This window comes from Rhizobium sp. 268 (assembly GCF_036571585.1).
In the GTDB taxonomy this organism is placed as follows: domain Bacteria; phylum Pseudomonadota; class Alphaproteobacteria; order Rhizobiales; family Rhizobiaceae; genus Rhizobium; species Rhizobium redzepovicii.
Genome location: NZ_JAPPSO010000015.1, coordinates 146,423 through 170,324 on the forward strand (window position 1 = coordinate 146,423; position 23,902 = coordinate 170,324).

28 protein-coding genes and 2 tRNA genes are annotated in these 23,902 nt (G+C 59.7%); 18 read left to right on the top strand and 12 right to left on the bottom strand.

Features of this window, described 5'->3' with window-relative positions; all coding sequences use genetic code 11:
- Nucleotides 1-20: 20 nt before the first annotated feature.
- The gene (locus OS035_RS26575; RefSeq protein ID WP_183852701.1) at nucleotides 21-281 is read left to right on the top strand and encodes a BON domain-containing protein; all 261 of its coding nucleotides are present in this window, start codon (nucleotides 21-23) and stop codon (nucleotides 279-281) included.
- 58 nt (nucleotides 282-339) lie between these two features.
- Nucleotides 340-600 (top strand): hypothetical protein, encoded by a 261-nt coding sequence (locus OS035_RS26580; RefSeq protein WP_097624809.1) that lies wholly within the window; start codon nucleotides 340-342, stop codon nucleotides 598-600.
- A gap of 267 nt (nucleotides 601-867) precedes the next feature.
- Here the strand turns inward: OS035_RS26580 and OS035_RS26585 are convergent, their stop codons facing one another.
- Entirely contained in the window at nucleotides 868-1,110 is a 243-nt protein-coding gene (locus tag OS035_RS26585; protein ID WP_003588688.1) for a DUF982 domain-containing protein, read from the bottom strand.
- A 279-nt stretch (nucleotides 1,111-1,389) separates the two neighbouring features.
- Here OS035_RS26585 and OS035_RS26590 point away from each other — a divergent pair, with 279 nt between their 5' ends.
- Nucleotides 1,390-1,812 carry a hypothetical protein gene (locus OS035_RS26590; RefSeq protein WP_310804127.1) on the top strand — a complete coding sequence of 141 codons (423 nt, stop codon included), beginning with the start codon at nucleotides 1,390-1,392 and terminating at the stop codon, nucleotides 1,810-1,812.
- 190 nt (nucleotides 1,813-2,002) lie between these two features.
- Here OS035_RS26590 and OS035_RS26595 read toward each other — a convergent pair.
- Nucleotides 2,003-2,077: transfer RNA gene (locus tag OS035_RS26595), tRNA-Thr, on the bottom strand.
- A gap of 156 nt (nucleotides 2,078-2,233) precedes the next feature.
- Here OS035_RS26595 and OS035_RS26600 point away from each other — a divergent pair.
- From OS035_RS26600 to OS035_RS26645, 10 genes are all read left to right on the top strand, one after another.
- Complete coding sequence (locus OS035_RS26600; protein WP_331814249.1) at nucleotides 2,234-2,428, top strand: hypothetical protein; 195 nt, start codon at nucleotides 2,234-2,236, stop codon at nucleotides 2,426-2,428.
- Between the two features lie 106 nt (nucleotides 2,429-2,534).
- The gene (gene murA / locus OS035_RS26605) at nucleotides 2,535-3,827 is read left to right on the top strand and encodes a UDP-N-acetylglucosamine 1-carboxyvinyltransferase (protein ID WP_088939387.1); all 1,293 of its coding nucleotides are present in this window, start codon (nucleotides 2,535-2,537) and stop codon (nucleotides 3,825-3,827) included.
- Between the two features lie 93 nt (nucleotides 3,828-3,920).
- On the top strand, nucleotides 3,921-4,352 hold the full coding sequence (locus OS035_RS26610; protein WP_183779331.1) for a DUF2948 family protein: 432 nt from the start codon (nucleotides 3,921-3,923) through the stop codon (nucleotides 4,350-4,352).
- Between the two features lie 115 nt (nucleotides 4,353-4,467).
- Nucleotides 4,468-5,766, top strand: a complete 1,299-nt coding sequence (hisD, locus tag OS035_RS26615; protein ID WP_097624812.1) for a histidinol dehydrogenase — start codon at nucleotides 4,468-4,470, stop codon at nucleotides 5,764-5,766.
- Nucleotides 5,767-5,770: 4 nt separating this feature from the next.
- A complete protein-coding gene (locus OS035_RS26620) occupies nucleotides 5,771-6,244 on the top strand; it encodes a UPF0262 family protein (protein ID WP_097624813.1) in 474 nt (157 codons plus the stop codon).
- Nucleotides 6,241-6,726 carry an arsenate-mycothiol transferase ArsC gene (locus tag OS035_RS26625; protein ID WP_179867088.1) on the top strand — a complete coding sequence of 162 codons (486 nt, stop codon included), beginning with the start codon at nucleotides 6,241-6,243 and terminating at the stop codon, nucleotides 6,724-6,726. Before OS035_RS26620 ends, OS035_RS26625 begins: the two co-directional genes overlap by 4 nt.
- Before the next feature lie 123 nt (nucleotides 6,727-6,849).
- Nucleotides 6,850-7,068 (top strand): translation initiation factor IF-1, encoded by a 219-nt coding sequence (gene infA, locus OS035_RS26630; protein WP_003545338.1) that lies wholly within the window; start codon nucleotides 6,850-6,852, stop codon nucleotides 7,066-7,068.
- 55 nt (nucleotides 7,069-7,123) lie between these two features.
- Nucleotides 7,124-7,744 (top strand): Maf-like protein, encoded by a 621-nt coding sequence (locus OS035_RS26635; protein WP_003570453.1) that lies wholly within the window; start codon nucleotides 7,124-7,126, stop codon nucleotides 7,742-7,744.
- 167 nt (nucleotides 7,745-7,911) lie between these two features.
- Nucleotides 7,912-8,124, top strand: coding sequence for a DNA gyrase inhibitor YacG (gene yacG / locus OS035_RS26640; protein ID WP_183779338.1), 213 nt, complete (start codon nucleotides 7,912-7,914; stop codon nucleotides 8,122-8,124).
- 284 nt (nucleotides 8,125-8,408) lie between these two features.
- Nucleotides 8,409-8,484: transfer RNA gene (locus OS035_RS26645), tRNA-Phe, on the top strand.
- A gap of 81 nt (nucleotides 8,485-8,565) precedes the next feature.
- Here the strand turns inward: OS035_RS26645 and OS035_RS26650 are convergent.
- The 4 genes from OS035_RS26650 to OS035_RS26665 all read right to left on the bottom strand — a co-directional run bounded on the left by OS035_RS26650 (nucleotide 8,566) and on the right by OS035_RS26665 (nucleotide 12,693).
- Nucleotides 8,566-8,862, bottom strand: coding sequence for a transposase (locus OS035_RS26650; RefSeq protein WP_131711357.1), 297 nt, complete (start codon nucleotides 8,860-8,862; stop codon nucleotides 8,566-8,568).
- Entirely contained in the window at nucleotides 8,852-10,294 is a 1,443-nt protein-coding gene (locus OS035_RS26655) for an HlyD family type I secretion periplasmic adaptor subunit (RefSeq protein WP_131711358.1), read from the bottom strand. The genes OS035_RS26650 and OS035_RS26655 overlap by 11 nt, the downstream gene beginning before the upstream one ends.
- 14 nt (nucleotides 10,295-10,308) lie before the next feature.
- Nucleotides 10,309-12,024, bottom strand: a complete 1,716-nt coding sequence (locus OS035_RS26660) for a type I secretion system permease/ATPase (protein WP_097624817.1) — start codon at nucleotides 12,022-12,024, stop codon at nucleotides 10,309-10,311.
- A gap of 93 nt (nucleotides 12,025-12,117) precedes the next feature.
- A complete protein-coding gene (locus OS035_RS26665; RefSeq protein ID WP_012556558.1) occupies nucleotides 12,118-12,693 on the bottom strand; it encodes a hypothetical protein in 576 nt (191 codons plus the stop codon).
- A gap of 477 nt (nucleotides 12,694-13,170) precedes the next feature.
- Between OS035_RS26665 and OS035_RS26670 the strand changes: the two genes are divergently transcribed.
- From OS035_RS26670 to OS035_RS26680, 3 genes are all read left to right on the top strand, one after another.
- Entirely contained in the window at nucleotides 13,171-14,259 is a 1,089-nt protein-coding gene (locus OS035_RS26670) for a hypothetical protein (protein ID WP_097624818.1), read from the top strand.
- A 640-nt stretch (nucleotides 14,260-14,899) separates the two neighbouring features.
- Complete coding sequence (locus tag OS035_RS26675) at nucleotides 14,900-15,673, top strand: response regulator transcription factor (protein ID WP_097624819.1); 774 nt, start codon at nucleotides 14,900-14,902, stop codon at nucleotides 15,671-15,673.
- A 108-nt stretch (nucleotides 15,674-15,781) separates the two neighbouring features.
- The gene (locus OS035_RS26680) at nucleotides 15,782-15,982 is read left to right on the top strand and encodes a hypothetical protein (RefSeq protein WP_179867089.1); all 201 of its coding nucleotides are present in this window, start codon (nucleotides 15,782-15,784) and stop codon (nucleotides 15,980-15,982) included.
- A gap of 37 nt (nucleotides 15,983-16,019) precedes the next feature.
- Here OS035_RS26680 and OS035_RS26685 read toward each other — a convergent pair whose 3' ends face one another.
- The 6 genes from OS035_RS26685 to OS035_RS26710 form a co-directional block, all read right to left on the bottom strand.
- Complete coding sequence (locus OS035_RS26685; RefSeq protein ID WP_097624820.1) at nucleotides 16,020-16,745, bottom strand: SDR family oxidoreductase; 726 nt, start codon at nucleotides 16,743-16,745, stop codon at nucleotides 16,020-16,022.
- Nucleotides 16,746-16,755: 10 nt separating this feature from the next.
- On the bottom strand, nucleotides 16,756-17,817 hold the full coding sequence (locus OS035_RS26690) for an ABC transporter ATP-binding protein (RefSeq protein ID WP_097624821.1): 1,062 nt from the start codon (nucleotides 17,815-17,817) through the stop codon (nucleotides 16,756-16,758).
- Nucleotides 17,818-17,970: 153 nt separating this feature from the next.
- A complete protein-coding gene (locus tag OS035_RS26695) occupies nucleotides 17,971-18,177 on the bottom strand; it encodes a DUF2160 family membrane protein (RefSeq protein ID WP_097624822.1) in 207 nt (68 codons plus the stop codon).
- A 4-nt stretch (nucleotides 18,178-18,181) separates the two neighbouring features.
- A complete protein-coding gene (locus OS035_RS26700; protein WP_097624823.1) occupies nucleotides 18,182-19,018 on the bottom strand; it encodes a carbohydrate ABC transporter permease in 837 nt (278 codons plus the stop codon).
- Nucleotides 19,019-19,022: 4 nt separating this feature from the next.
- Nucleotides 19,023-19,898 carry a carbohydrate ABC transporter permease gene (locus OS035_RS26705; protein WP_097624824.1) on the bottom strand — a complete coding sequence of 292 codons (876 nt, stop codon included), beginning with the start codon at nucleotides 19,896-19,898 and terminating at the stop codon, nucleotides 19,023-19,025.
- Between the two features lie 94 nt (nucleotides 19,899-19,992).
- A complete protein-coding gene (locus OS035_RS26710; RefSeq protein ID WP_097624825.1) occupies nucleotides 19,993-21,426 on the bottom strand; it encodes an extracellular solute-binding protein in 1,434 nt (477 codons plus the stop codon).
- 294 nt (nucleotides 21,427-21,720) lie between these two features.
- Here OS035_RS26710 and OS035_RS26715 point away from each other — a divergent pair, with 294 nt between their 5' ends.
- Entirely contained in the window at nucleotides 21,721-22,605 is an 885-nt protein-coding gene (locus OS035_RS26715; RefSeq protein WP_097624826.1) for a sugar phosphate isomerase/epimerase family protein, read from the top strand.
- A 61-nt stretch (nucleotides 22,606-22,666) separates the two neighbouring features.
- Nucleotides 22,667-23,881, top strand: a complete 1,215-nt coding sequence (locus OS035_RS26720; protein WP_097624827.1) for an ROK family transcriptional regulator — start codon at nucleotides 22,667-22,669, stop codon at nucleotides 23,879-23,881.
- Nucleotides 23,882-23,902 lie beyond the last annotated feature (21 nt).

The following is a 23,902-nucleotide window of genomic DNA, read 5'->3' on the forward strand; positions in this document are numbered from 1 at the left end:
AAACCTCAGGAGGCGCTTTGGTGATCGGGTATCCTTTATTCCCCGACCATGACGAACCCGGCCGACAGGGCCATGGCGATGCGGCGACACGTGCTTCGGTGGAGAGCGCTCTTCATGCCGCCGATGGTCTCGACGCTGAGGAAATTGCTGTGAGCATGCTGGGCTCCTATGTCATTCTCGACGGTTTCGTGCGACGGCGCGGCGATGTCGAGCGGGCGGTCGCAATCGCCGAAAGCATCGTCGGCCGAGGTTATGTGCACAGTCGTCTGTTGCGGCGCTGAGGGAACCAAGTGCCCTTCCGCGGGTTGAAATGCCGGATCGAAACGCTGGAGACCCCTCATGCAGTCGCTTCCTCGCCTCTCGGCAGTCACCATGATATCGGCCGGCGTTTTTGCCGGTTCCGCTTATGCCTCGCTGGAAACCGGCACAAATTATTCGGCGCTGCCGAAGGACCAGGTCGCCCTCAATGAATATACCGGCGCCATCGCCTGCACGCCGGCAGAACCGCAGTATCTCCCCTCCTTCATCCGCGCCGGCGATGGCACGATCATCGGCGTCGGTTATATCGAGGTGGAAAGTGAGGGTGGCGCGGACTGCTGAAAATAGTCCTGCCCAAACGAGGCTCGCCTGCGTTCCCGCAGAGGTGACGAGCCTCTAACCATCATCATGATGGCTGCGTGTCTTTTATGAATAGACTTATCCCGGGCACAACGCCCGTTGCACCAAAACCCGCCATAGGTTCGATGCAGGGTTAAGTAAATTAAAGCGTCGCACCGTTCCGGCACACTCCGTTTACGGAAATGCCGGCAGAAGAACCCAGTTCATCGTGGCGGAGCGTGCTTCCGCGTCCTGTCGGACGCTTGGGCGCTAATGCAACTTCAGCTTCGCCTCTTCGGCCGCCGCCAGGAATTCGGCTCGTGCTTCCTCCACGCTCTTGCGCCCATCGAGCGCTGCCCGGCAGGTGCTGCGGGCCTTGATATAACGCAGCCCGCGCGAATTCGGCCAGAAATCCGCCAGGCATTTCAGCGCATCGAACGGCCCGCTGACCGTTCGCGCGTCGGCATCTTCGAAACCGACCTTGACCGGGCTGTCCCATTTTTCAGTTGCCATCAATGCTCCTCCACGATTGTCGACAGAAACAAAGCATGCAGCGCCTCCGTATTCCTCCGTGGAGACGTCGCCATAGTGGCATTCTAGCGGGATTTTCACGGCCAACAATGGTGAATCGTTTGTTGCCGATGAGGCCAAATGTCAGCTTGTGGAGGACGGACCTCGAGCGGGCGCCAAACGAAATTTTTCGCAGTCGCAAATAAGTTGTATGGCGTCGGCGCGGTGCCACCGCTACCGTGCCGGGAAATCTGAGGGCTCGAGATGAGTTTAGATCGAAAAATGATCCAGGCTGCTTTTCTCTGCGCGGCGCTGGCAATGCCGGCCTTCGCTCGCGGGGCAGAGGTATCTGCTACTGAAGACGCTTTCCTGACACATATCTCCGTCGAAACCATCCCCGAAATGCAGCGGAAATATTTGCAAGCTACCCTCCCGGTGTACGGCACGGTCATTGATCTTGGCGCCTATCTCTCGGCAGAGAAATTTGATCACTGGTATGTCGAAAGCGTGTTCGATGGAGTTCCTTTGGGGCCTCACGAACCAATTCCAGATGAGGAAGTAGTGCTGACCGGAGAATTGTTCGACCTCTGGCAGTTTTCGCCCTTCATACCTTATTATCTCGAAGTCACCGAAATCCCGGATTGCACTGCCGTGCTGTCCGCTTCGTGCGGATGGCTGCCCCTCACCCTAACCCTCTCCCCGTAAACGGGGCGAGGGGACGTGCCATGCAAGAGGTTAGCGAGGGACGGAGAGTTCGCGACATTCCCCCTTCGCCCCGCAAGCGGGGGTCCGAAGGACGGGTCGCGACGCGTGGCTCGACCCCGGTTGGTGGCGGCAGCTGAATGAGGGCAAGCCGAGCGCGCGGAAAATGATGTCGGATACTGAAAGAGAAAACTGGTGCTGCCGAGTGGGATTGAACCACCGACCTCACCCTTACCAAGGGTGTGCTCTACCACTGAGCTACGGCAGCAGGACCAGGACCCGTGCGAGCCGGGTGGCTCAAATCGCGGGAACGGGGCGGCTATTGCCACAGCTTGGCGGCAAGCGCAAGCAGCAAATTCCAACTTCGCGTGGATTGGGGCGCAAGGCCCTTTTGGATCGGCGCGAATTCGGCTAATCCTGTCACATGAACGACAAGACCGAAACCGGCCAGCAGAGCCGCAAACAGGCGATCGAGGCCCAGGCGAAACTGCGCCGCGAACGCGCCGCCGCAAAACTCAGGGAAAATCTTTCGAAACGCAAACAGCAGGTGCGCGCCCGCCGTTCGGGCCAGGCCGACGAAACAAATGGACTGCCTGCCGCAAAAATGGACGAATCGTAATGTTCCGTCCGCGGTCAATTGAAGCGTCGCGAAAAATCCCTTAAACACCCCACTCCCTATTCCAAGGCAGTATTTCAGGAAAGGCGGGCGCGGCCCGTAAGCGCACATGGATCGTATCAGAATCGTCGGCGGTAATGAGCTGAATGGCATCATTCCGATTTCCGGCGCCAAGAATGCCGCATTGCCGCTGATGATTGCCTCGCTTCTGACCAGCGACACGCTGACGCTGGAAAACGTGCCGCATCTGGCCGATGTCGAACTCTTGATGCGCATCCTCGGCAATCATGGCGTCGATGTCGCCGTCAACGGCCGCCGCGAGCGCCAGGAAGATTCCTACGCCCGCACGATCCATTTCACCTGCCGCACGATCGTCGATACCACCGCTTCCTACGAACTGGTCTCGAAGATGCGCGCTTCCTTCTGGGTCATCGGCCCGCTCCTGGCGCGCGAAGGCCATTGCCGGGTGTCGCTGCCGGGCGGCTGTGCCATCGGCACGCGTCCCGTCGATCTCTTCATCGAGGGCCTGACGGCGCTCGGCGCCACTATGGAGATCGACGCGGGTTACATCAACGCCAAGGCGCCGAATGGTGGCCTGATCGGCGCGCGCTACACCTTCCCGAAAGTCTCCGTCGGCGCCACCCATGTGCTGATGATGGCGGCAACGCTCGCCCGCGGCACGACCGTCATCGGCAACGCCGCCCGCGAGCCCGAGGTCGTCGATCTCGCCAACTGCCTGAACGCCATGGGCGCCAAAATCTCGGGCGCCGGCACGGCGACCATCACCATCGAAGGCGTCACCTCGCTCTCCGGCGCGCGCCACCGCGTGCTGCCGGATCGCATCGAGACCGGCACCTATGCCATGGCGGTTGCCATGGCCGGCGGCGACGTCGTGCTCGAAAATACCGATGTAGCGCTGCTCGACACCGCCTTGGAAACGCTGCGCCGCGCCGGCGCCGACATCTCTTCGACCAACAACGGCATGCGCGTCAGGCGCAATGGCGCCGGCATCAAGCCGGTCGATATCGTCACCGATCCCTTCCCGGGCTTCCCCACCGACCTGCAGGCGCAGTTCATGGCGCTGATGACCCGCTCTTCCGGCATCTCGCACGTGACCGAGACCATCTTCGAAAACCGCTTCATGCATGTGCAGGAGCTGGCCCGCCTCGGCGCCCGGATCACGCTCTCCGGCCAGACGGCAAAGATCGAGGGTGTCCAGCGGCTGCGCGGCGCCCCCGTCATGGCGACCGATCTGCGCGCCTCCGTCTCGCTCGTCATCGCCGGCCTTGCCGCCGAGGGCGAAACCACGGTCTCCCGCGTCTATCACCTCGACCGCGGTTTCGAGCGGCTCGAGGAGAAGCTGACCCGCTGTGGCGCCGTCGTCGAGCGCATCAGCGAGTAAGCCGTTCATCCCGGTTGCGTATTTGGCCGCAGCATCTTATTTCCCTTGTCTGACGCATCGCCATTTCGGCGGTGCCTGCTGGGATGAAGCTGAATGACCGAACTGAAGCTTGTGGCGCTCGATGACGAGGATCTTGCGATCATCTCCGCGCATATGCAGGACAGCGTCTTCAAGGTCGGGGATATCGACTGGTCGCCGCGCGACGCGCAGTTCGCCCTTGCCGTCAATCGTTTCGTCTGGGAAGGTGCCGAGCGCAAGCGCAGAGGCTTCGAGCGCCGCCGGGCTGCCCTGGTGTTCAAGCGGGTGCTCGCCGTGCGGTCGCTCGGCATCGACCGCGGCAAACGCGACGAGGTGCTGTCGCTGCTGGCCCTGCGCTTCGAGCAGAAGGGCGAGGGACCGGAGGGTACGATCGAGCTGTCGCTGTCCGGCACCGCCTCGCTTGCGCTCGATGTCGAATGCATCGAGGTGCAAATGGCCGATATCGGCGGTGCCTGGGAGGCTTCGTCCAAGCCTCGTCACCGCTAATGCATGTCGCCCGGAAATGTGCTGCGGTTCCGGGATAACGACATGCATAAAACAATGAGTGTTTGACGCTTGAGGTTTGAACATCGCAGTTTCGAGTTGAGAAGGAATATCGGCCTTGGCAATCTGGCTGGATCAGGCATCGGAAGGTTTCGAGCAGCGTTTTGCCGCCTTTCTGACGACCAAGCGTGAAGTCTCCGAGGATGTGAACACGGTCGTTCGCGCCATCATCGATGATGTCAGGGCCCGCGGCGATGTGGCGCTTGCCGAATATTCGCTGAAGTTCGACGGCATCGATTTCGCCGCCGTGCCGATGCGGGTCACGCCTGAGGAATTCGACGCGGCGATCGAGGCGGTGCCTCCGGAAGTGCTGGGGGCGCTGAAGCTCGCAGCACTGCGCATCGAAAGCCATCATCGCCGGCAGCTGCCGAAGGACGATATCTACGAAGACGACATGGGTGTTGGACTCGGCTCGCGCTGGACGGCGATCGAGGCGGTCGGGCTCTATGTTCCGGGCGGCACGGCGAGTTATCCGAGCTCGGTGCTGATGAATGCCGTGCCGGCCAAGGTTGCCGGCGTCGATCGCATCGTCATCGCCGTTCCCGCCACCGGCGGTGCCGTCAACCCCGCCGTGCTTGCCGCAGCCAAGCTTGCCGGTGTGACCGAGGTTTATCGTGTCGGCGGCGCCCAGGCGATCGCCGCTCTTGCCTATGGCACCGAGACGATCGCCCCGGTTGCCAAGATCACCGGTCCCGGTAATGCCTATGTCGCAGCCGCCAAGCGCCACGTCTTCGGCACTGTCGGCATCGATATGATCGCTGGCCCTTCCGAAGTGCTGGTCATCGCCGACAAGGACAACAATCCCGATTGGATCGCCGCCGATCTGCTGGCGCAGGCCGAGCACGATGCCAGCGCCCAGGCAATCCTGATCACCGATAATGCCGAATTCGGCAAGGCGGTGGAGCAGGCGGTCGAACGCCAGCTGAAGACGCTGAACCGCGCCGAGACCGCCGCGGCAAGCTGGCGCGATTTCGGCGCGGTCATTCTCGTTGCCGATCTGAACCAGGCCATTCCGCTTGCCAACCGCGTCGCCGCCGAGCATCTGGAGCTTGCCGTTGCCGATCCGGACCGGCTGCTCGACGGCATCCGCAATGCCGGCGCGATCTTCATCGGCGCCCATACGCCCGAGGTGATCGGCGATTATGTCGGCGGGTCCAACCACGTGCTGCCGACGGCGCGCTCGGCGCGTTTCTCCTCCGGCCTTTCGGTGCTCGATTTCGTCAAGCGCACCTCGATCCTGCGGCTTGGCCCACAGCAATTGCGCACCCTCGGCCCGGCGGCGATTGCGCTAGCCGTCTCCGAAGGCCTCGATGCCCATGCGCGATCGGTTGCGATCCGCCTCAACCTCGAAAGGTGAGGGGATGGCGGCGGGCGATTTCCGGCTTTGCGATGTCGTCCTCGACGATACGATCGGCCGTTCGACGCCCGATGTCGAGCATGAACGCGCCGTCGCCATCTTCGATCTGATCGAGGAGAACCGTTTTGCGCCGATCGGCCATGCCGGCGGCCCTTACCGGTTGAATATCTCGCTGGTCGATTCCAAGCTGGTCTTTGCCATCAGGACGGAGGAAGGCATCGACGTCGCCACCCATATCCTGTCGCTCACCCCCTTCCGGCGGATCGTCAAGGATTACTTCATGATCTGCGAGAGCTATTATGAAGCGATCCGTTCGTCGACGCCGAGCCGCATCGAGGCGATCGACATGGGCCGGCGCGGCATCCACAATGAAGGTTCGCAGACGCTGAAGGACAGGCTGACCGGCAAGATAGAGGTCGATTTCGACACCGCCCGGCGGCTGTTCACCCTGGTCTGCGTGCTCTACTGGCGCGGATGACGGCAATGGATCGCGCCGCCGACGTCGAGGAAGGAAAAAGGCCGGGCGCCATCCTCTTCATGTGCGGGATGAATGCCATCCGCTCGCCGATGGCCGAAGCGATCGCCCGTAGTATTCTGCCGGCCAATACCTATATCAGGTCGGCCGGCGTGCGCGCCGGCGAGCGCGATCCTTTCGTCGATGTCGTGCTCGACGAGATCGGCCTGTCACTGGGGCGCCGCCTGCCGCAGACGCTTGAAGAACTCGAAGACGATTATTTCGATCTGATCATCACGCTGTCGCCGCCGGCCCATCACGCCGCCCTCGAGCTGACCCGCTCGAATGCGATCGACGTCGTCTACTGGCCGACGATGGATCCGACGGTCGTCAGTGGCACGCGCGAGCAGATTCTGGAGAGCTACCGCGAGGTCCGCGATCACCTGGCCGGCCTCATCGAAAGCCGGCTGCTCAAACGAAATGGCATTGCCGCGCAATCGGCATGAAAACAAATAAAGGAAAGCCTGATCAACAAGGTTCACAAACCTTCGTTGATTGTGTAGTTTCCGCCCAAATTTTAAGGGCGCGCGCTGCGCTGCCTTTTCAACCCACAGGAAGAAAACACTTATATGCCGAAAGAAGAAGTCCTCGAATTCCCGGGTATCGTCACCGAACTTCTGCCGAATGCGACGTTCCGCGTGAAGCTCGAAAACGAACACGAGATCATCGCCCATACCGCCGGCCGCATGCGCAAGAACCGCATCCGCGTTCTCGCCGGCGACAAGGTGCTTGTGGAAATGACGCCCTACGATCTGACCAAGGGCCGCATCACCTACCGTTTCAAGTAAGCTTGCCCAAGATCCTGCAAGGGGTTTTCTCCCGTCTGCCGATGGTCGAGGTTCCATGGCGCTGAAATACAAGCTCATTCTGGCCTCGGGCTCGCCCCGCCGCGTCGACCTGCTCAACCAGGCGGGCATCGAACCGTCGCGGCTGATGCCGATGGATATCGACGAGACGCCCAAGAAGTCGGAGCATCCGCGTTCGCTGGCGCGCCGGCTTTCGGCCGAGAAGGCGGAAGCGGCCCTTGCCGCCATCAAGAGCGATATCACCTGGAAGGGCAGCTATATTCTCTCGGCCGATACGGTGGTCGCCGTCGGCCGGCGCATTCTCGGCAAGGCCGAGTTCGCCGACGAGGCGTTAAGTTCGCTGCATCTGTTGTCGGGACGCAACCATCTCGTCTATACCGGCGTTTGCCTGGTGACGCCGGATCGCAAGATCCGCCAGAAGATCGTCGAGACCAAGGTGCGCTTCAAGCGTCTCTCCGGCTTCGAGATCGAAAACTACCTGGCCTCCGGCCAGTGGCGCGGCAAGGCAGGCGCCTATGGCATTCAGGGACTTGCCGGCACCTTCGTGCAGAAGATGGTCGGCTCCTACACCAATGTCGTCGGCCTGCCGCTTTATGAAACCATCGTGCTTTTGACCGGCGAAGGCTTCGACGTGCATAGCCGGTGGCCCGAGGGCTAAAGCCCGAAGGCCGACTCCTGAACTAAAGCATGTCGCGCAAAAGTGTGCAGCGGTTTTCCCTGGCAAAGCGCGAAGCGCTTTTGCCGTAACGACATGCGTAAAAACAAAGAATTAAAGCGCAAGGAGCGAATCTGAAAGATCGTGACGCGCTTTAGGACGGACCGATCATGCCCGAAGACAACAAAGCCGCCGCCAAGGTCGAACCGCTGCGCAAGGCGCACCCTTGCCCCGAATGCGGCAAACCCTCTCACCGCGAACATTACCCCTTCTGCTCAAACCGCTGCCGCGAGGTCGACCTCTCTCGCTGGCTGACCGGCGCCTATGCCATTCCGGTTGCCGACGACGAGACCAAGGCCGAATATCCCGATGAGGAAAACTAATGCATGTCGCCCGGAAGTGTGCAGCGGTTCCGGGGTAACGACATGCATCAAAACAAAGAACTAAAGCGCGTCGCATGAATCAAGTTTGATGCGACGCGCTTTAGAGAATTCGGCCAGCGAAGCTCTTATTTTTCCTCACGAATCGGCAAAACGGGCAAGACCGTCAAAAAAGAGTCATTTGACGCTTGCCATGGCCGAACAAGATGCTATAACCCCGCTCGCTTCCGGGGCGAACCAAGGCCCCGCGGTTCTTTTTCGAAAAAGGCACCATCGGAAGCAGGTTAGCCCAGGTAGCTCAGTTGGTAGAGCAGCGGATTGAAAATCCGCGTGTCACTGGTTCGATTCCGGTCCTGGGCACCACTCAATCCCCTAGAACTAATCTCCATGCACAGTATTGGATAGCGGGCCAGAAGCTGGCCAACAAACCCCTCTGTCGAGAAGCTAGTGCCGCCCTTTTGTCGTCTTCGCCAGCATCTCGCTCAGAGTTGCCGCCGAAAGCATGGATTCGGCCAGAAGCTTCTTGAGCTTCTGGTTCTCTTCCTCCAGGGCTCTTAGCCGTCTCGCATGGAGACCGGCATTTCCGGACTGCAGGGATTGCCACCGATAGAAGGTCGGCTCGCTGATGCCGTATCGGTGGCAAACATCGGCCACCGTCACGCCGGCCTGGTGCTCCTTGAGAATGCCCGTAATCTGGTCGTCGTCAAATTTTCGCTTGCCCATCACCGCTTCAGTCCTCACGAAATGCTCTGTTGAAACTGTCGAGAAGCGGTCTGACAGCGTAGAGCGCCACGCTGCTTTTGCCGGTTTCGATCAGTGTCTGTGCGGGCATGCCCGCGACCAGTTCGACATCACGCATTTTCGCCAGCCGCTCGTCCGTTACGCGGATTGTCGCGGCATAATAGGGTTGGCCGCTCTGCGTATCGGTGAGGCGGTCGGCTGACACATACTCGACCCGACCTTTCAGCAGTGGAACGCGCCGCTGATTGTATGGAAGAAGGTGCACCTGCGCCTCCAGCCCCGCATGGACAAGATTGATGTCCTCCGGCCTGACATGGGCAGACACGATCAGGCGATCGGAGCGTGGCAGAAGATCGACGAGCGGTTCGCCCGCACCGATCACCCCGCCTGCTGTGTGGATGCGCAGGTTCATGATCGTTCCATCTTCGGGAGCCCGGATATCGGTCCTTGAAAGTTGGTCGTCGATCGCCCGCAAGCGCTCGCGCAATTGCATGATCCGGCTTTCCGTATCGCGCATGCCTTGGGCGACTTCGCTCAAGCGGTCGCTCTCAAGCTTTGCGAGATCGACCTGCGACTCGCTGATCACCTGGTAGGCGCGAGCGATCTGTGCCTCGACTTGGCCCTGCTGGCCGTCAAGATCTGCTTTTTCGCGCTCGAGGTTGAGAAGCCTGCTCCTTCGTTCCAGTCCCTTGGCAGTGAGGATCGTCACCTGATCCAGTTCTTCCTGCGAGATTGCGGCTCTGTCGGCCAGTGCCCCTTTCTGAGCACCAAGCCCGACGATTTCTTGCCGCACCTGCGCGATTTTTTCATTGCCGATCTGAATTTCCGCCTCCATGACCCGGCGGCGGGCCTCGAAGATTTTCTGTTGCCCGGTCAGAATCGCGCCGACCGAAGGATATTTGTCCATGGCTGCCCTGAGATCGTCGGGATAGGCGACATGGTCGCCGCCCGTCTGCTCCGCAAGCAGCCGGGCGCGGCTTCCTTCGGCGTCCCAAAGCTGCCCTTGGATGCTGTCGCGCTCCGAGCGGGACTTGGTGTCGTCGAGTTCTATGACGATTTGCCCGGCCATCACCGTGTCGCCGTTCCTGACGAGGATCCGCCGCACAATTCCGCCTTCGAGATGTTGGATGGTCTTGCGGCTGGTCTCCGGCTCGATAACGCCGGATGCGACCGCAGCGCTGTGCAGCGGGGCCAGAGCCGACCAAATTCCCAATCCGACGACAAAGACGAGGATCAGCAGGTTCCCCGTCCAGACGACGCCTCTGAGCACCGGCATGGGCGAAGGGGCGGCGGGTCCGCGCTGTTTCTGTTCGATCACCGGCGGATAGGCAGTCTGCCTGGCTGTCGCTGTCCATCCATGAGCGAAGCGCTGGCCCATCCTTGACGAATTCGAAAATTTCGCCGGCGGCGCGTCCAGTGGAACAAGGGTCATGGCAGCATCCCTCCCTAGGTTCCCGTTCGAGCCGGTGGCTGAAGATAGGTTTCATAAATCCGCTCGCTGTCGCCGAAGGCAGCCACCGTTCCGTTGCGCATGATGGCAATCTTATTGGTGACCGGCAGGATCCCCATCCGGTGCGTTATGATAACGACGGTCATGCCCCTGGATCTCATCCGCTCGATTGCCGTAAACAGCATGCGTTCGCCGTCATAATCCAGGCTCGAATTCGGATCGTCGAGAACGATAAGGGACGGATTTCCATAGGCGGCCCGTGCCAGCCCCAGCTGTTGGCGCTGAGCCCGAAGGAGCAGGTTTCCGCCTTCACCGATATCGGTCTCGTAGCCCTGCGGCAGTCGCATGATCGCGTCGTGCAATCCAACCAGCTTTGCGGCGTCGATCGCCTTGCCGGGATCTCCTCCGTCCAGCCGGCCGATCACATCCTTGATTGCTCCGCCGAAAAGCTCGATATCCTGCGGCAGGTATCCGACGTGGCAGGTCCCCCCGCAAAGACGCAGAGCCGAGATATCGACCCCGCCCAGAAGAGCATATCCGCTCGTTGCCGGCACAACGCCTGCCATGATGCGGCCCAGTGTCGATTTTCCCGATCCAGACGGACCGATGAGCGCAATGCAATCGCCAGGTGCCAGGCGCAATGTGATATCGGTCAATATCGGTCGATCGGCGAATGGCTTGATATAGCTGACATTATCGAGAACCAAGCCATTGGGTTCCGGCAGCGGCACCATGCGGGCATCGCATTCCGATGCAATTGCTATCAGCATTCTGTTCAAGCGATTGAAGGCATTGCGCGCAAACATGAAGGAGCGCCATGCCCCTATTGCGCCCTCGATCGGTGCGAGCCCACGCCCGAGCAGCAGGCTCGCAACGAAGATGATTCCGGGACTGCCGCTGTTGACGAGCACCAGCCAGGTCGCCGATCCCATCATCAGGATCTGCGCCAATGTGCGGATCGATTTCGAGAAACCAAGGATGATCTCCGTGCGATGCATCGCGATGTCCTGGGCCCTTCTTGCCATTTCCGCATCGCGATAGACGATCAGCGCTGCACCGTCCTGCATGCCCATGGCCCGGATCACTTCGATGTTTTTCAGTGCGGTCGCAAATCGCAGATAGCTCCTCGAAAGGGCAAGATTGGCGTGAGCAAGCGGCGCTCGCGTCGCCAGTTCCGTCGCCAACGCAAACAGCAAGAGCGCAACTGCGCACAGAAGACCGATGGTTCCAAGCAGCGGGTGAACAAGAAAGAGCAGAAGCAGGAATACCGGCGCCCAGGGAACGTCGAATAAAAGCGAGCTGGCCGGTGAATCGAGGAACTGGCGCAATGCGGCGAGATCCCTGTAGCACTCTGAGGCGGCTCCCGTATCGGCGCGAGCGGCATATTCGAACGATGCGGTAAGCACCATGGGCCGCAGCCTGTGGTCCAGCCAGCTGCCGATGCGCGAAAGAGCTGCCCTGCGCACGATATCGAGCGTCGACCCGACCAGCACGGCGATGGCGATGATCATCGTCAGCATCAGCAGCGTGTCGACGCTTCGGCTCGACAGGACCCTGTCGTAGATCTGCAGGAGATAGATGGAAGGCGTGAGAAGAAAGAGATTGTAGCCGCAGCTGTAAAGGAAGACCAACCCGAAGGCCCCGGCACAAGCCCGGAGCGCAACAACGAGCTGTGTCGGTGGTCGCGGCGGTTTTATGGAGATTGTTGTCATTATCAGATCTCGCTGCACTTGATACTGACAAGAAGAGACTGCTTGCCCTGAGGACCGCCGGCCGAAACCAGCGGCCCTTGATGTCGTCTGAGTTCAGGAACCGAGATGGTCGACGTCGATATGGCCGAAGGCGTTGATGAAGTGATCGAGAGAATTGGTCACCGTCGTCGTTTCGGGATCCGTGTGGACCAATGCCGACGAGATATCGCCGCCATGCGCCATGTTTCCGTTGCCGCCGTTGCCGCCGACACCGGCGAGGATGGTGGCATGCTGATCGGCCATAAGCTGCGTATATTGTGTCGCGGTCGTTGCCGCAGCCACTGCAGCCGTGTCGCCGCCGCTTGAGTTTCCTTGACTGCCGTTCGAGTTGGAATCTCCGCCCGCGCCGCCGTCGCCGTGGTTCGAGATTTTCGCCAGGAAGCCGTTCTGGGCCTCGGTAAAGCCACCGGATCCACCATGGCCGGCATCCCAATCGGCCGTCTGCCAAACGTGATCGCCGTTGTGCACATCGGTAGTGGCCCCATAGACCTTTTGCACGGGATCGACATATGCAACCGGGTTGTAGTTGATGTTGCCATCGTTGTGGCCATCACCACCGTTGCCGGCATTCGCGTCACCCGCATCCGGATGGCTGAGATGAATCGTGTCGGATATTTGTGGAATAGGCATTGATGTCACTCCTCTACTTGGTTTCGTGCGTGTTGGTTTTTTACGGCGTCCCCCTGCGGCATGCGTTCCGGCATATCGCCACAGCCAATACGACCGCGGAGGAATATTGCTCGCGATTTAAACTTTGAACTACCTAGATATTCGGAGACATTCCTTCGGATGTATACTTGATGTGGCGGAACGTTATTTGGATTGATGTTTGGTGATTTGGCGCAGGGCGGCATGCTCATGATCAAGTCTTCGACTTCGCCGAAGCGACGCCCGGAGCCTCTCATCCAAAGCCGATTGAGTGCTTGCAACGCGCACAGCGGGTGCTGCGGCCATGACACCCAAATGGCTAGAGAACTAGCCGAGTGGATGTAGACGAATTGCAGGCTCTGCTTTTCCGAGGTTCAGATGCACAATGCCTGAACAATTAAAGGCGGCATGGCGCCGCATGCTCGGTGGCCGTGCGGTCGACCGCGAATGGAGACGGTAATGGCGGAACCTCGTCCCTTATTGGAAGACCTGCCCAAGACGGGCACCGATCAACACCTCGCCGCCAATGTGGCTGCGGGGCATCTGGCACTAGTGCCGACCTGGCTTCCATTGGATGTCGCTTCCGCGCCAACTCATACGTCAGCCGGCAGCGGTGGTGACGGGATAAGCGAAGGCGTGATCAGCAGCAATGCGTTGGCCGTCTTCATGCCGTCCAATGCGGCTATTGCGGGACCTCATTCGAGTGCCGACGCTTTCCAGGGCAACGATGCATCAATCAATCAGCATCCCACCGAAATGGCTGGGATCGGCGGGAATGGCGGAAGCGGCAATGTTGCCATCGGCAGCGGCGATGGCGCCACTCATGCCGGCACCGGGGGCAACGGGCTCTTCTATGGCGGGCTGGTCAGCACCGAAGTCGCAGTCTTTGCGCCCGTCAATACCGCTGTGGCTGCCGGCCCAGGCGCGGAGGCTCACGCCGAGCAGTCGAACAACGCAATGTTCCTGCAGGGCGCAACCCAGATGGGTGGCATAGGCGGCTCGGGCGGAGACCATAATGTCGCGACCCATGGCTCGTCGATGAGCCCGGGAACTGCGTTGACATTGACCGGCGACTATTATGCCGGCCACGGCGGCGATGGATATTTCGTCGGCAGCATGGTCGACGTGAGCATCGCCATCTTCTCGCCGATCAACATCGCCATCGGCGCCGCAGGCGGCTCGGCGGAGGCTCATCAGACAAACAATGTGATTTTCGATCAGGGCACTGTGCAGATCGCAGGCATGGGCGGCAATGGCGGTGGCTTCAACCTGTCGTCGGACACGATTTTTACCGGCAACCATGCCGGTGGCGGTGGCGGCGACGGATCGTCGACCGGCGCCATGGTCGACGTCAATTTCGGCTATTTCCATCCCATCAACATTGCCGTTCCCGCCGGTGGGACGGCGGACGCCCAACAGATCGATCATGTTCTCTATGATCAGCATGCGCTTCAGCTGGCCGGCATAGCGGGCCACGGCGGAGAGGGTAACCTCACGGACGCCCATTCGGCGCTCGTCGACGACATTCTGACTTTCATGCATAGCTAGCGGGATAGACTCCCCGCTCGTATTGCGCCGGCACAACTGCACGAGATTGTTCTCGGTGCCGTTTTTCAAGCCTTATGATTAATCGCTTTCTTCGCTCGGTTTCAACGGAGATACCGACCATTCCCCCATGACCTTATCGGCATAGTCGGCGCCTTCGCGATGCTGCCTGAGTGAAAAGCGATGCCGGCTGGTATTATGCGTCATTGGAGCGCGGTTTTCAGTAATCAAAAAGGGTAGTCGCCGATCTCAGGCTTTTGTTGCTTCCGGCATTTGTCGTTTTTCTGTCGAGATTTGCAACTGTTTTGAATTGAGACAGATAAATAACGCCGAACCGATCCGCACCTTGTTATGTAAGACAGCATTTTGCAGAATTGGACCGTAGCAGATCGGTTGGCTTTTCAACTCCTTTCAAAGCTTTGTTGACCTGCTTGCCGTACGTGAATTCGGCGAAGTCGGGAAAGTCTTCGGCGATAAGTCGAGCCATCGGCTAATGATGAACAAGCGCATCAATATGCTCTCAGAGAATAGTTATCTCTCATGGAAATCTTATAGGCTATAATAATTATCCTGAGAGATCAGACTATTGATAGTGGCAATACACTCGCTTTTTCTCATGACATGTCGCGAGAACAGGAATAGTATGAATGACTGTTGGGTTGCACATAATCTGGGGAGCACGCAGGTGTCCGACAGTGCTGGAACAAAGCGCCGGCGCAATGCACCAACTGTGATCATTATTGAGCATTCTACACTGGCGCGCACAACCGTGGTGAAGCTACTTGAGCGGGAACTCGCGGGGTGGAACTTAATCGATTTGAGCTCGACCGAAAGTCTCGATCGGGCGCTTGGAGCCGAGGTGCGTTTGATCGCATTGGATCTGGCCGGCAGAGGTTTTGAGAGCGCCAGCCTGCGGGATGATCTCGCCGCGATTACCGCACGTTTTCCCGAGGTTCCTATCACGTTGCTCTCAAGTACTGATGACGCCATCATTGCCCGTCAGGCGCTGAAGATCGGCATCCGCGGCTTTTTCTCGACGTCCCTTCCCATCGACATTGCTCTTGCCGGTCTTCGCCTCGTCCTGGCAGGAGGAACATTTTTCCCACAGCTTCTGGGGGCAGTTACAAACGGCTCAAACGAGCATAGCCCCGCCAGAAACGAGGCCGAAAAAAGCCTGGATGAGAGGACGCAATACTTGGCGCTTGCCGAGTTCACGCCCCGCGAAGCGGATGTCCTCGCAGAGTTGCAATCCGGCTGTTCAAATAAGGTCATTGCAGGAAAGCTCAATTTGTCGGGGCATACGGTGAAGATGCATCTGCAACACATCATGCGAAAGCTGCAGGCGCAGAACCGGACTGAAGTGGTTGCCCGCTTGATCCAAAGAGCCGCCAGCGGGCCTGACGCCTCGCCCAGTTAGGCCCAGCACCACCCGCGCGGCCGTGTTCATGTCAGCTGGTTTTATATCGTGAATCCCTCATGGGAACCGCGAGTCCAGCCGGCCGTTACCTTTTGAGGAACGGAGGATATGGACATGCGCAAGAAAAAGGCCATCGTCGAGGCGGCGCTCGAGTCCGAATATGAGCGCCAGCCGCTCGGGATCATGAATACGGAGCAAGCCCTCGAGCTTGAGGATGCCGACGGTCTTGTTTTCAGTCACCCGGATAAAGAGGCCGGGGTGACGGATCACTTTGTCGATCAGGAACAGTTGCGCCGATTGGTGCAGTAGATCTTTGCGCGTTTGGAAAAACGCGCAGCTATCGATCTCAGGCAATCATATAACCGCCGTCCACCGGCATCGATATCCCGTTCACCATCGCCGCCTCATCCGACAGCAGGAAGAGAACGACTTCGGCGACGTCGCTCGGCTCGGCGAAACGACCGACGGGGATGCGCTGCATCATCCCGGCGGCCTTCTCGGGGTCGCTCCAGGCCTTCACCGCCATTGGTGTCAGCGTCACCGTCGGGTGCACGCCGTTCGCGCGGATGCCGTGCGGGGCAAGCTCCTTCGCCATGACACGCGTCAAGCCATCCAGCCCGCCCTTCGATGCACAATAAGCTGCGTGGTCGGGGATCCCGACAAACGAGGCGACCGACGAGACGTTGACGATGGCGCCTTTGCGGCCCTCCTTGATCAGGAAGCGGGCATATTCCTGCGCCACGATCATCGGTGCACGTGTGTTGACCGCCACAAGCCGGTCGAATGCTTCGACTGTCGTCTCCAGGAACGGCTGGAGTTCGGTGGTGCCGGCGCAATTGATCAGGAAATCCGCCGGCAGGGCCGCAATCGCCGCCTTCCTCGTCGCATCGGCGTCGGCGAGATCGACCTCTATGGCGCGGCAACCCGCTTCCTCTCGCAGGGCGTCGACGTCGGCGGAACTGCGGGTGAGGGCAACGACATCAGCACCCCGTTCGACGAGCATCCGGGCAATTTCGCGTCCGATGCCCTTTCCCGCTCCGGTAACGATGACCGTCTTTCCATTGAAGTCCATGGTCGCCTCCTTACAGTCTCTGGCCCGTTTCCCGATCGAAGATATGTGCACGCCGGGGATCGATGTGGAAATACACCGTCCGTCCGGGATCTACCTCGATACGTTCGCGGATCAAGGCGTCGATCGGCACACCTTGCGTACGGCCGAAGATCAATGTCTCCGAACCCGTCGGCTCGAACACTGATACCTCGACGGGAACGCCATCGTCGCCGATCGTGATATGCTCCGGTCGGATGCCGTAGGTCACGGCTCGTCCGTCGTCCGCATTCGTCTTGTCGACGGGCAGGACGACGCCCTGGTCTGTGACGACGACCTTCCTGCCGTCGCGGGTGGCGATGCGGCCCTGAAGGAAGTTCATCGATGGGCTGCCGATGAAGCCGGCGACGAAGAGATTGACCGGGAAGTCGTAAAGATCGAGAGGCTTGCCGATCTGCTCGACCCTGCCGTCGCGCATCACCACGATCTTGTTGGCCATCGTCATGGCCTCGATCTGATCGTGCGTGACGTAGACGGTGGTGGTTTTCAGCCGCTGGTGAAGCTCCTTGATTTCGACGCGCATGGTGACGCGAAGTTTGGCGTCGAGATTGGACAGCGGTTCGTCGAACAGGAAGACCTGCGGATCGCGGACGATGGCGCGGCCCATCGCCACGCGCTGACGCTGCCCGCCCGACAGTTGCTTCGGATAGCGATCGAGATAACGCGTCAGGTCGAGGATCTCGGCGGCCCTTCCGACCTTCTCGTCGATCTCCGCTTTGGGGCGCTTGGCCATCTTCAGCGGAAAGCCCATGTTTTCGGCGACCGTCTTGTGGGGATAGAGCGCGTAGCTCTGGAAGACCATCGCGATGTCGCGCTCCTTTGGCGGAGCGTTGGTGACGACACGGCCGCCGATCCGGATGTCGCCGCCGCTGACGGTCTCGAGGCCGGCGATCATCCGCAGCAGGGTGGACTTGCCGCATCCGGAGGGGCCGACCAGCACGACGAATTCGCCGTCCTCGATGTCGACGCTGACGCCGTGCATGACCTGAAGCGCGCCATACCTCTTGGTGACGTCGCTAACCTGTACGTTTGCCAATGTCGTTCCTCCCTAAAGCATGTCTCGCAAAAGTGTGCAGCGGTTTTGCGATAAAGACATGCGTAAAAACAAAGACCTAAAGCGTGAGCGAATCTGAAAGATCGCGACGCGCTTTAAAGCAGCGCGGCTGGTGTGTTGACGGAAGTCATCGGCTCATCCCTTCCAGACGATGTAGGCGCCAAGCACCGCCGAGATTGCCGCCGCGCACCATACCGACAGCCCGACCGGCTCGATGAACCGCATCCAGAACAACGAGAGAGCGACCCAGATCACCACCGAGATGAACAGCCGGTCGAACCAGTTCGTTTCGATCGGCAGAAATCCCGGCTTGCGTTGGTTGTTTCTTGATTGAGAGCTCATGGCTTCACCCTTTCACCGCACCGAAGGTCAGGCCGGCGACGATGTGACGTTGCACCACTGAAAAGACGATGAGCGCCGGCACCAATGTCAGCATCGAGATCGCGGCCATGATGCCCCAGGCGGTCCCGGTGGTCGTCACATATTCCGACAGGCCGGTGGTCAGGGTTCGCGCATTGAAGTTGGTGAGCGTCGCTGCGAGCAGATATTCGTTCCACGCAAACACCCAGGTCAGGATCAGGGTCACCGCAAGTCCGGGCCGCGCCAGGGGAAAGACGATGTCATAGAGGACGGTCCATGGGCTGGCGCCATCCATATAGGCCGCCTCGTCCAATTCCTTTGGAATGCCTTCGACGGTCGGGCGCAGCGTCCAGATGGCGAAGGGAAGGTTGAAGGAGCAGTAGACCAGGATCATGCCCAGCCGGGAATCGGCGAGCGAGAAGTCGCCGATCTTGTAGACCTGCGTCAGCAGCAGGAAAAGCGGCAGCAGGAAGACCGCCGGAGGCGCCATGCGGTTGGTGATCGTCCAGAAGAAGATGCTTTCCTTGCCCGCGAGGTCGAAGCGGGTCAGCGCGTAGCAGGCAAAGAAGCCGAGCGTCGTGACGAGCAGTGCGTTGCCCGACGATATGATCATCGAGTTGAGCATGTATCCGCGCAGGGTCGGATTGGTCAGCACATCCTGGTAGTTTTTCCAGAAGAAGCTGCGGAGCACGACATCGGGCGTCGAGAACAGGTCGAAGGGCTGTTTCACCGATATGACGAACAGCCAGTAGATCGGGAAAAGCGTCGCGAGGCTGATTAAGATCCAAAGGACGACCGGAAGCCAGGGGGTCTGGTTTTTCATCGGATCAACCTCTCTTCACGCGGGGCGCAATCAGGCCGACATAGAGCAGCCAGCACACGACGATGGTGAGGTAAAGGACGATGACGGAGATGGCCGAACCATAGCCGTAATTGGTCTTGGGGAAGACCTCCTTGAAGATGTGGACGCCGATATAGCGTGTCGACGAACCCGGGCCGCCGCCGGTCAGCATCAGGACCTCGTCGACGGTGCGCAGCGCATCCATCAGCCTGATGAACACCGTGGCGAGCAGGGCCGGGCGGATCAGCGGGAGCGTGATGTGCCAGAAGATCTGGCTCTTGCCTGCGCCGTCGATCTGCGCCTGCTCGAACGGATCGGGCGGGAGCGAGACCAGTGCGGCGATCAGCGACAGGGTGACAAGCGGCGTCCAGTGCCAGATGTCCATGATCACCGTAACGGTGAAGGCCGCGACAGCACTCTGGCCGATATTCAGATCGTAGCCGAACCAGCTTCTGAGAAGATACGGGATGATGCCGATCGACGGTGTGGTCATCAGCTTCCAGACAGAGCCGACGATGATTGGCGCCATGATCAGCGGCAAGGTGTGGATCGTGCGAAACACCGCTTTTCCAGGAAAATCCTTCAGCAGCGCCTGGGCGAGGATATAGCCGAGGATCAGTTCCGAGACGACCGCGAAGAAGACGAATGTGAGGGTTATGCCGAGCGATGCCAGGAATTGGGCGTCGAAGACGAGCCGCCGATAGTTGTCGGCCCAATTGAAGACCATGCCCGGATTGGCCGCGAACGGGTTCCATGCATGGAACGAGACCCAGAGGACGTAGATGAACGGAAAGATCCCGAACAGTCCAAGGATCACGATGGTCGGTGACAGCAACAGCCACCCGAGCTTCTGCGAATGCATCGCCTATCCCCCATTGAACGTTATGTGACGTCCGCCCATCCTGGAGCGAAAGATGACGGGTCGTAGGACACGACCCGTCAATTGGGGAGGATGTTTATTTGCGATAGCCGAGCGATGTCAGTTCCTCTTCGGCCTTGGCCGCCATCTGGTCGAGCCCTTCATCGGGAGCGATCTTGCCGGTCAAGATGTCGTAGAAGATCGGGGCGGTCGCTTCCCGCACCTGCGCATGGAAGGGGTAGGGAGGAGCGCCGGCGAAGAGTTTGCCCTCATCCTTCAGCATCGTGTAGAAGCCGCCGAGCTTGGTATCCATCTCCTTCACCTTCGGATCGTCGAACGTCGCCTTATTGGTGATGCGCGGCGCAGCGATGGCCCAGTCGGGCTGCACTTCGTTCTGACCGATGAATTCGAGGAACAGCAACGACGCTTCCTTGTTCTTCGACGTGATCGGCACGCCGAAGGCGCCGCCGTCGTAGTAACCGATATAGCCCTTTCCGGCTTTTGCATCGTCCAAAACGCCTGGTTCGAGCGGCGGCAGCGCGAACCCGACCTTTCCGACGACCTTCGACTGCGCTTCATCGCTTGCAATCCACGCGGCATTCTCACCGTAGATCAGCCCCTGGGCGACACGGCCGGCGGCAAAGGTCGTTGCCGTCTCCGTCCAGGTCGACTGGGTCGATTCCGGCGGAGCGATGTCGCGCAGGTGCAGCCAATATTTCAGCGCGGCCTTCGCCTTGTCGCCGTTCATCGTGCCGCCGTGTTCGACGGTGGCCGCATAGTTGTTCTTGGCGTCGATGCCCCAATTGTAGACCCCGAACGTCGGCACGATGGACTCGAAGAATTCATACCAGGAAGCCGGATGGCCGGTATGGGCCTGGGCGGTCGTGCCCCAGAGCTCCATGCCGTTGTCCTTGCCGTACTTGGTGAAGAATTCGGCAATCTGAGTGTATTCCTCGTGGGTGGTCGCCGGCTTCAGGTCCTTGCCGGTTTCCTTCTTGAAGGCCTCCTTGATCTTCGGATCGTCGAAGAGGTCCTTGCGATAGAGATATGTCTTGAGGAACGCTTCCATCGGCGTGCCGAAGAGATCGCCGTTGGCGTCCTTGAAATAGTCGGCGAAGCTGGTGAAATTCGAATCGTCGTAGGTCGGGGCCTTCAGATCCGGCTGATCCTTCAGCGTCTTGGTGATGTCGACGAGGAAATTCCTGGCCAGATAGGAATAGATGATGTCCTGCTCGATGTAGACCATGTCATAGATGCCGGTCTTGGCTTCCATGTCCTTGATCGCCTTGTCGTACATCTGATCCCAGGAGGTCGTCTCGATTTCGACCTTGATGCCGGTCTTCTTTTCGAATTCCGGAGCGAGCACGTTCTTGATGTAGTTCGATGGCGGGGTGCTTTCGGTGACGCCGTGCAGGGTCACACCCTTGTATTTTGCGCCCGCGTCGGACCAGAAGTCAGCCCAGGCCGGCGAAGCGGTCGTCGCAAGGCCGAGCGTCAGCGCAAGCGCGCTAGCCTTCAAAGCATAGTGCATTTCCAATCCTCCCAGATAGCAGCGAGAACATTCGCCGGTGCTTGTGTAGGCCAAAAAAACCGACAGCGCAACATTTGTTGTCTAAACATGCAAATAGATAGCCTATCCCATTGATTTTCACAGGAACAAATTTTTCGTACCGACCTGGAAACGAAGGCCATGGCATAAAATGCTGCAACGCAAAGTCTTTTTGCAGGACAGCAAAATGACGGTGTCAGAATTTATTTGTTGTCTTGCCAAACTAAATGGCATAGCACTGGGCACAATCACCGGCATATCGTGGAGGAAAGACCTATGCGTCGATTGGGTATCCATTCATTTGTATGGACAGGCGGCCAAACGCAGGAAGGCCTGGAGATGGCCCTCAACAAGACCGCCGAACACGGATATCGCACCATCGAATTTGCCTATCTGCGCCCCGAGAAATTCAATCTCGACCGGCTGGCAAAGCTCGCCCAGTCCCTCGATGTGGAGATCGGCGTAACCATGGGGCTGCCGCTCGACAAGGACGTGTCGAGCGAGGACGCTGCTGCGGTGTCCGCCGGCAGGCAGACGCTGGCCGACGCCGTTCGTGCAGTCCGTGATATCGGCGGCAACAAGCTCGGCGGGATTCTCTATTCCGCCCACACCAAGTACAATCGCCAGCCGACGAAGAAGGGCTGGGACAACAGTGTGGCCGCGATCGCCGCGACCGGCGAGGTCGCCAAGCAGGCGAACGTCGACATAGTGCTGGAGGTGGTCAACCGGTTCGAGACCAACCTGCTGAATACCACGGCGCAGGGGCTGAAGTTCATCGCCGAGACGGGATCGCAGCATGTTCGTCTCCATCTCGACACGTTCCACATGAACATCGAGGAAGCCAATCCGGCCGCCGCCATCCGTCTTGCCGGCGACAAGATCGGTTATTTCCACATCGGCGAAAGCAATCGCGGCCATCTTGGTGATGGCGTCATCGACTTCGAGCTGATCTTCGACGCCCTGCTCGACATCGGCTACGAAAGAGACATCGTGTTCGAGAGCTTCTCGACGACGGTCGTGGATGAAGGCCTGTCGCTCGCCTGCGCCATCTGGCGCGATACCTGGGAGGACAATGATTTGCTTGCGGCGCACGCCAAGCGCTACATCGAGCTGAAATATGACGAGGCCAAGCGTCGCCGGGCCACAAACGCGCGGCCCTGATTATCCTTCTGACAGCCTGTTCCAGTCGTGTAAGGGTGGGCGGCTTGAAGGGAATAGACCTATGAACGACACCGTCTCCATCGGAAGTTCGCCGCGCAGGATCCGGCAGAACAACATCGTCGCCGCCTTACAGACGATCTATGTCCACCGAAGCCTCAGCCGGGCCGATCTCGCTCGTAAGCTCGGCATGAACCGCTCATCCTCGGGAGAGATCGTCGCCGAACTGACCGAGGGCGGGTTCGTTCAGGAGTCGGAGGAGAGCGGCAGGCAGCGCCTGGAACATTCCCGTGCTGGCCGTCCCGGCATCATGCTTGAACTGGTTCCGGATGCTGCCTTCTTCGTCGGGATAGAGATCGGCGTCGAGCATATATCGGCCGTCGTTGTCGATCTCTCCGCCGAAGTTCGCGCATGTCGGAAAGTCGCGTTCGACACACCGTCTTCGACGGTGGAGGAGGCTGTGGCGCAGGGTATCGAACTGATTGTCGGCGCAATGGCGAAGCGCATGATTGACAGGTGCAAAGGCTTGGGCCTATCGACGCCGTCCCACGTGCGTCCGGATGGATTTGTCACACTGGCGCCGATCATCGGCTGGCGGGACGTGCCGTTGAAGGAAATTGCCCGGTCAGCCTTCCCGGCCGCCGTCCCGATCGCGGTCGAAAACGATGCCAATGCGTTTGCGATCGGCGACAGCTATCGTCACGGCGTCGCAGGGGTGACCCTGTTCCTGCTGATGGAAACGGGCGTCGGTGGCGGCATCATGATCGATGGCAAGCTGTTTCGCGGCGGCCATGGTCTGGCGGGAGAAATCGGCCACACGCTGGTGCCGGGAAGCGGCGGTCAGAAGCTCGAACAACTGATCGGTCGCGAGGTGCTGATCGGTCAATATCGCGAGGCTGTCGGACACGAGGACGCCGATCTGCAGGATTTCCTTGGTGGCGTTCGCGACCGCGTCCCGGCCGCGGTCAACATCGCCGAAACCTGGTCGCGCCATCTTGCATATGCACTGCTGCAGGCCTGTCGCCTGCTCGACCCAGACAGGATCGTGCTGGGCGGCTCCGTGGCACCGCTCTATCCAATGGTGGCTGCCCGCGTGGCGGTTCACATGTCGGAAGGCCAGAACATCGCTTTCCCCACGCCGGAGATCGTCGTGGACGATGATGCAGAGTTCGATTCCGCCTTCGGGGCGGCATGCATGCTGCACCGGCGCTTTCTGTCGTTGGAGAACGAGGAGTTCGGCAGCGAGGACGGTGCGCCGGTCCAATCGGCGCTGAGTTAAGAGACAACAGGGATCGAAAGC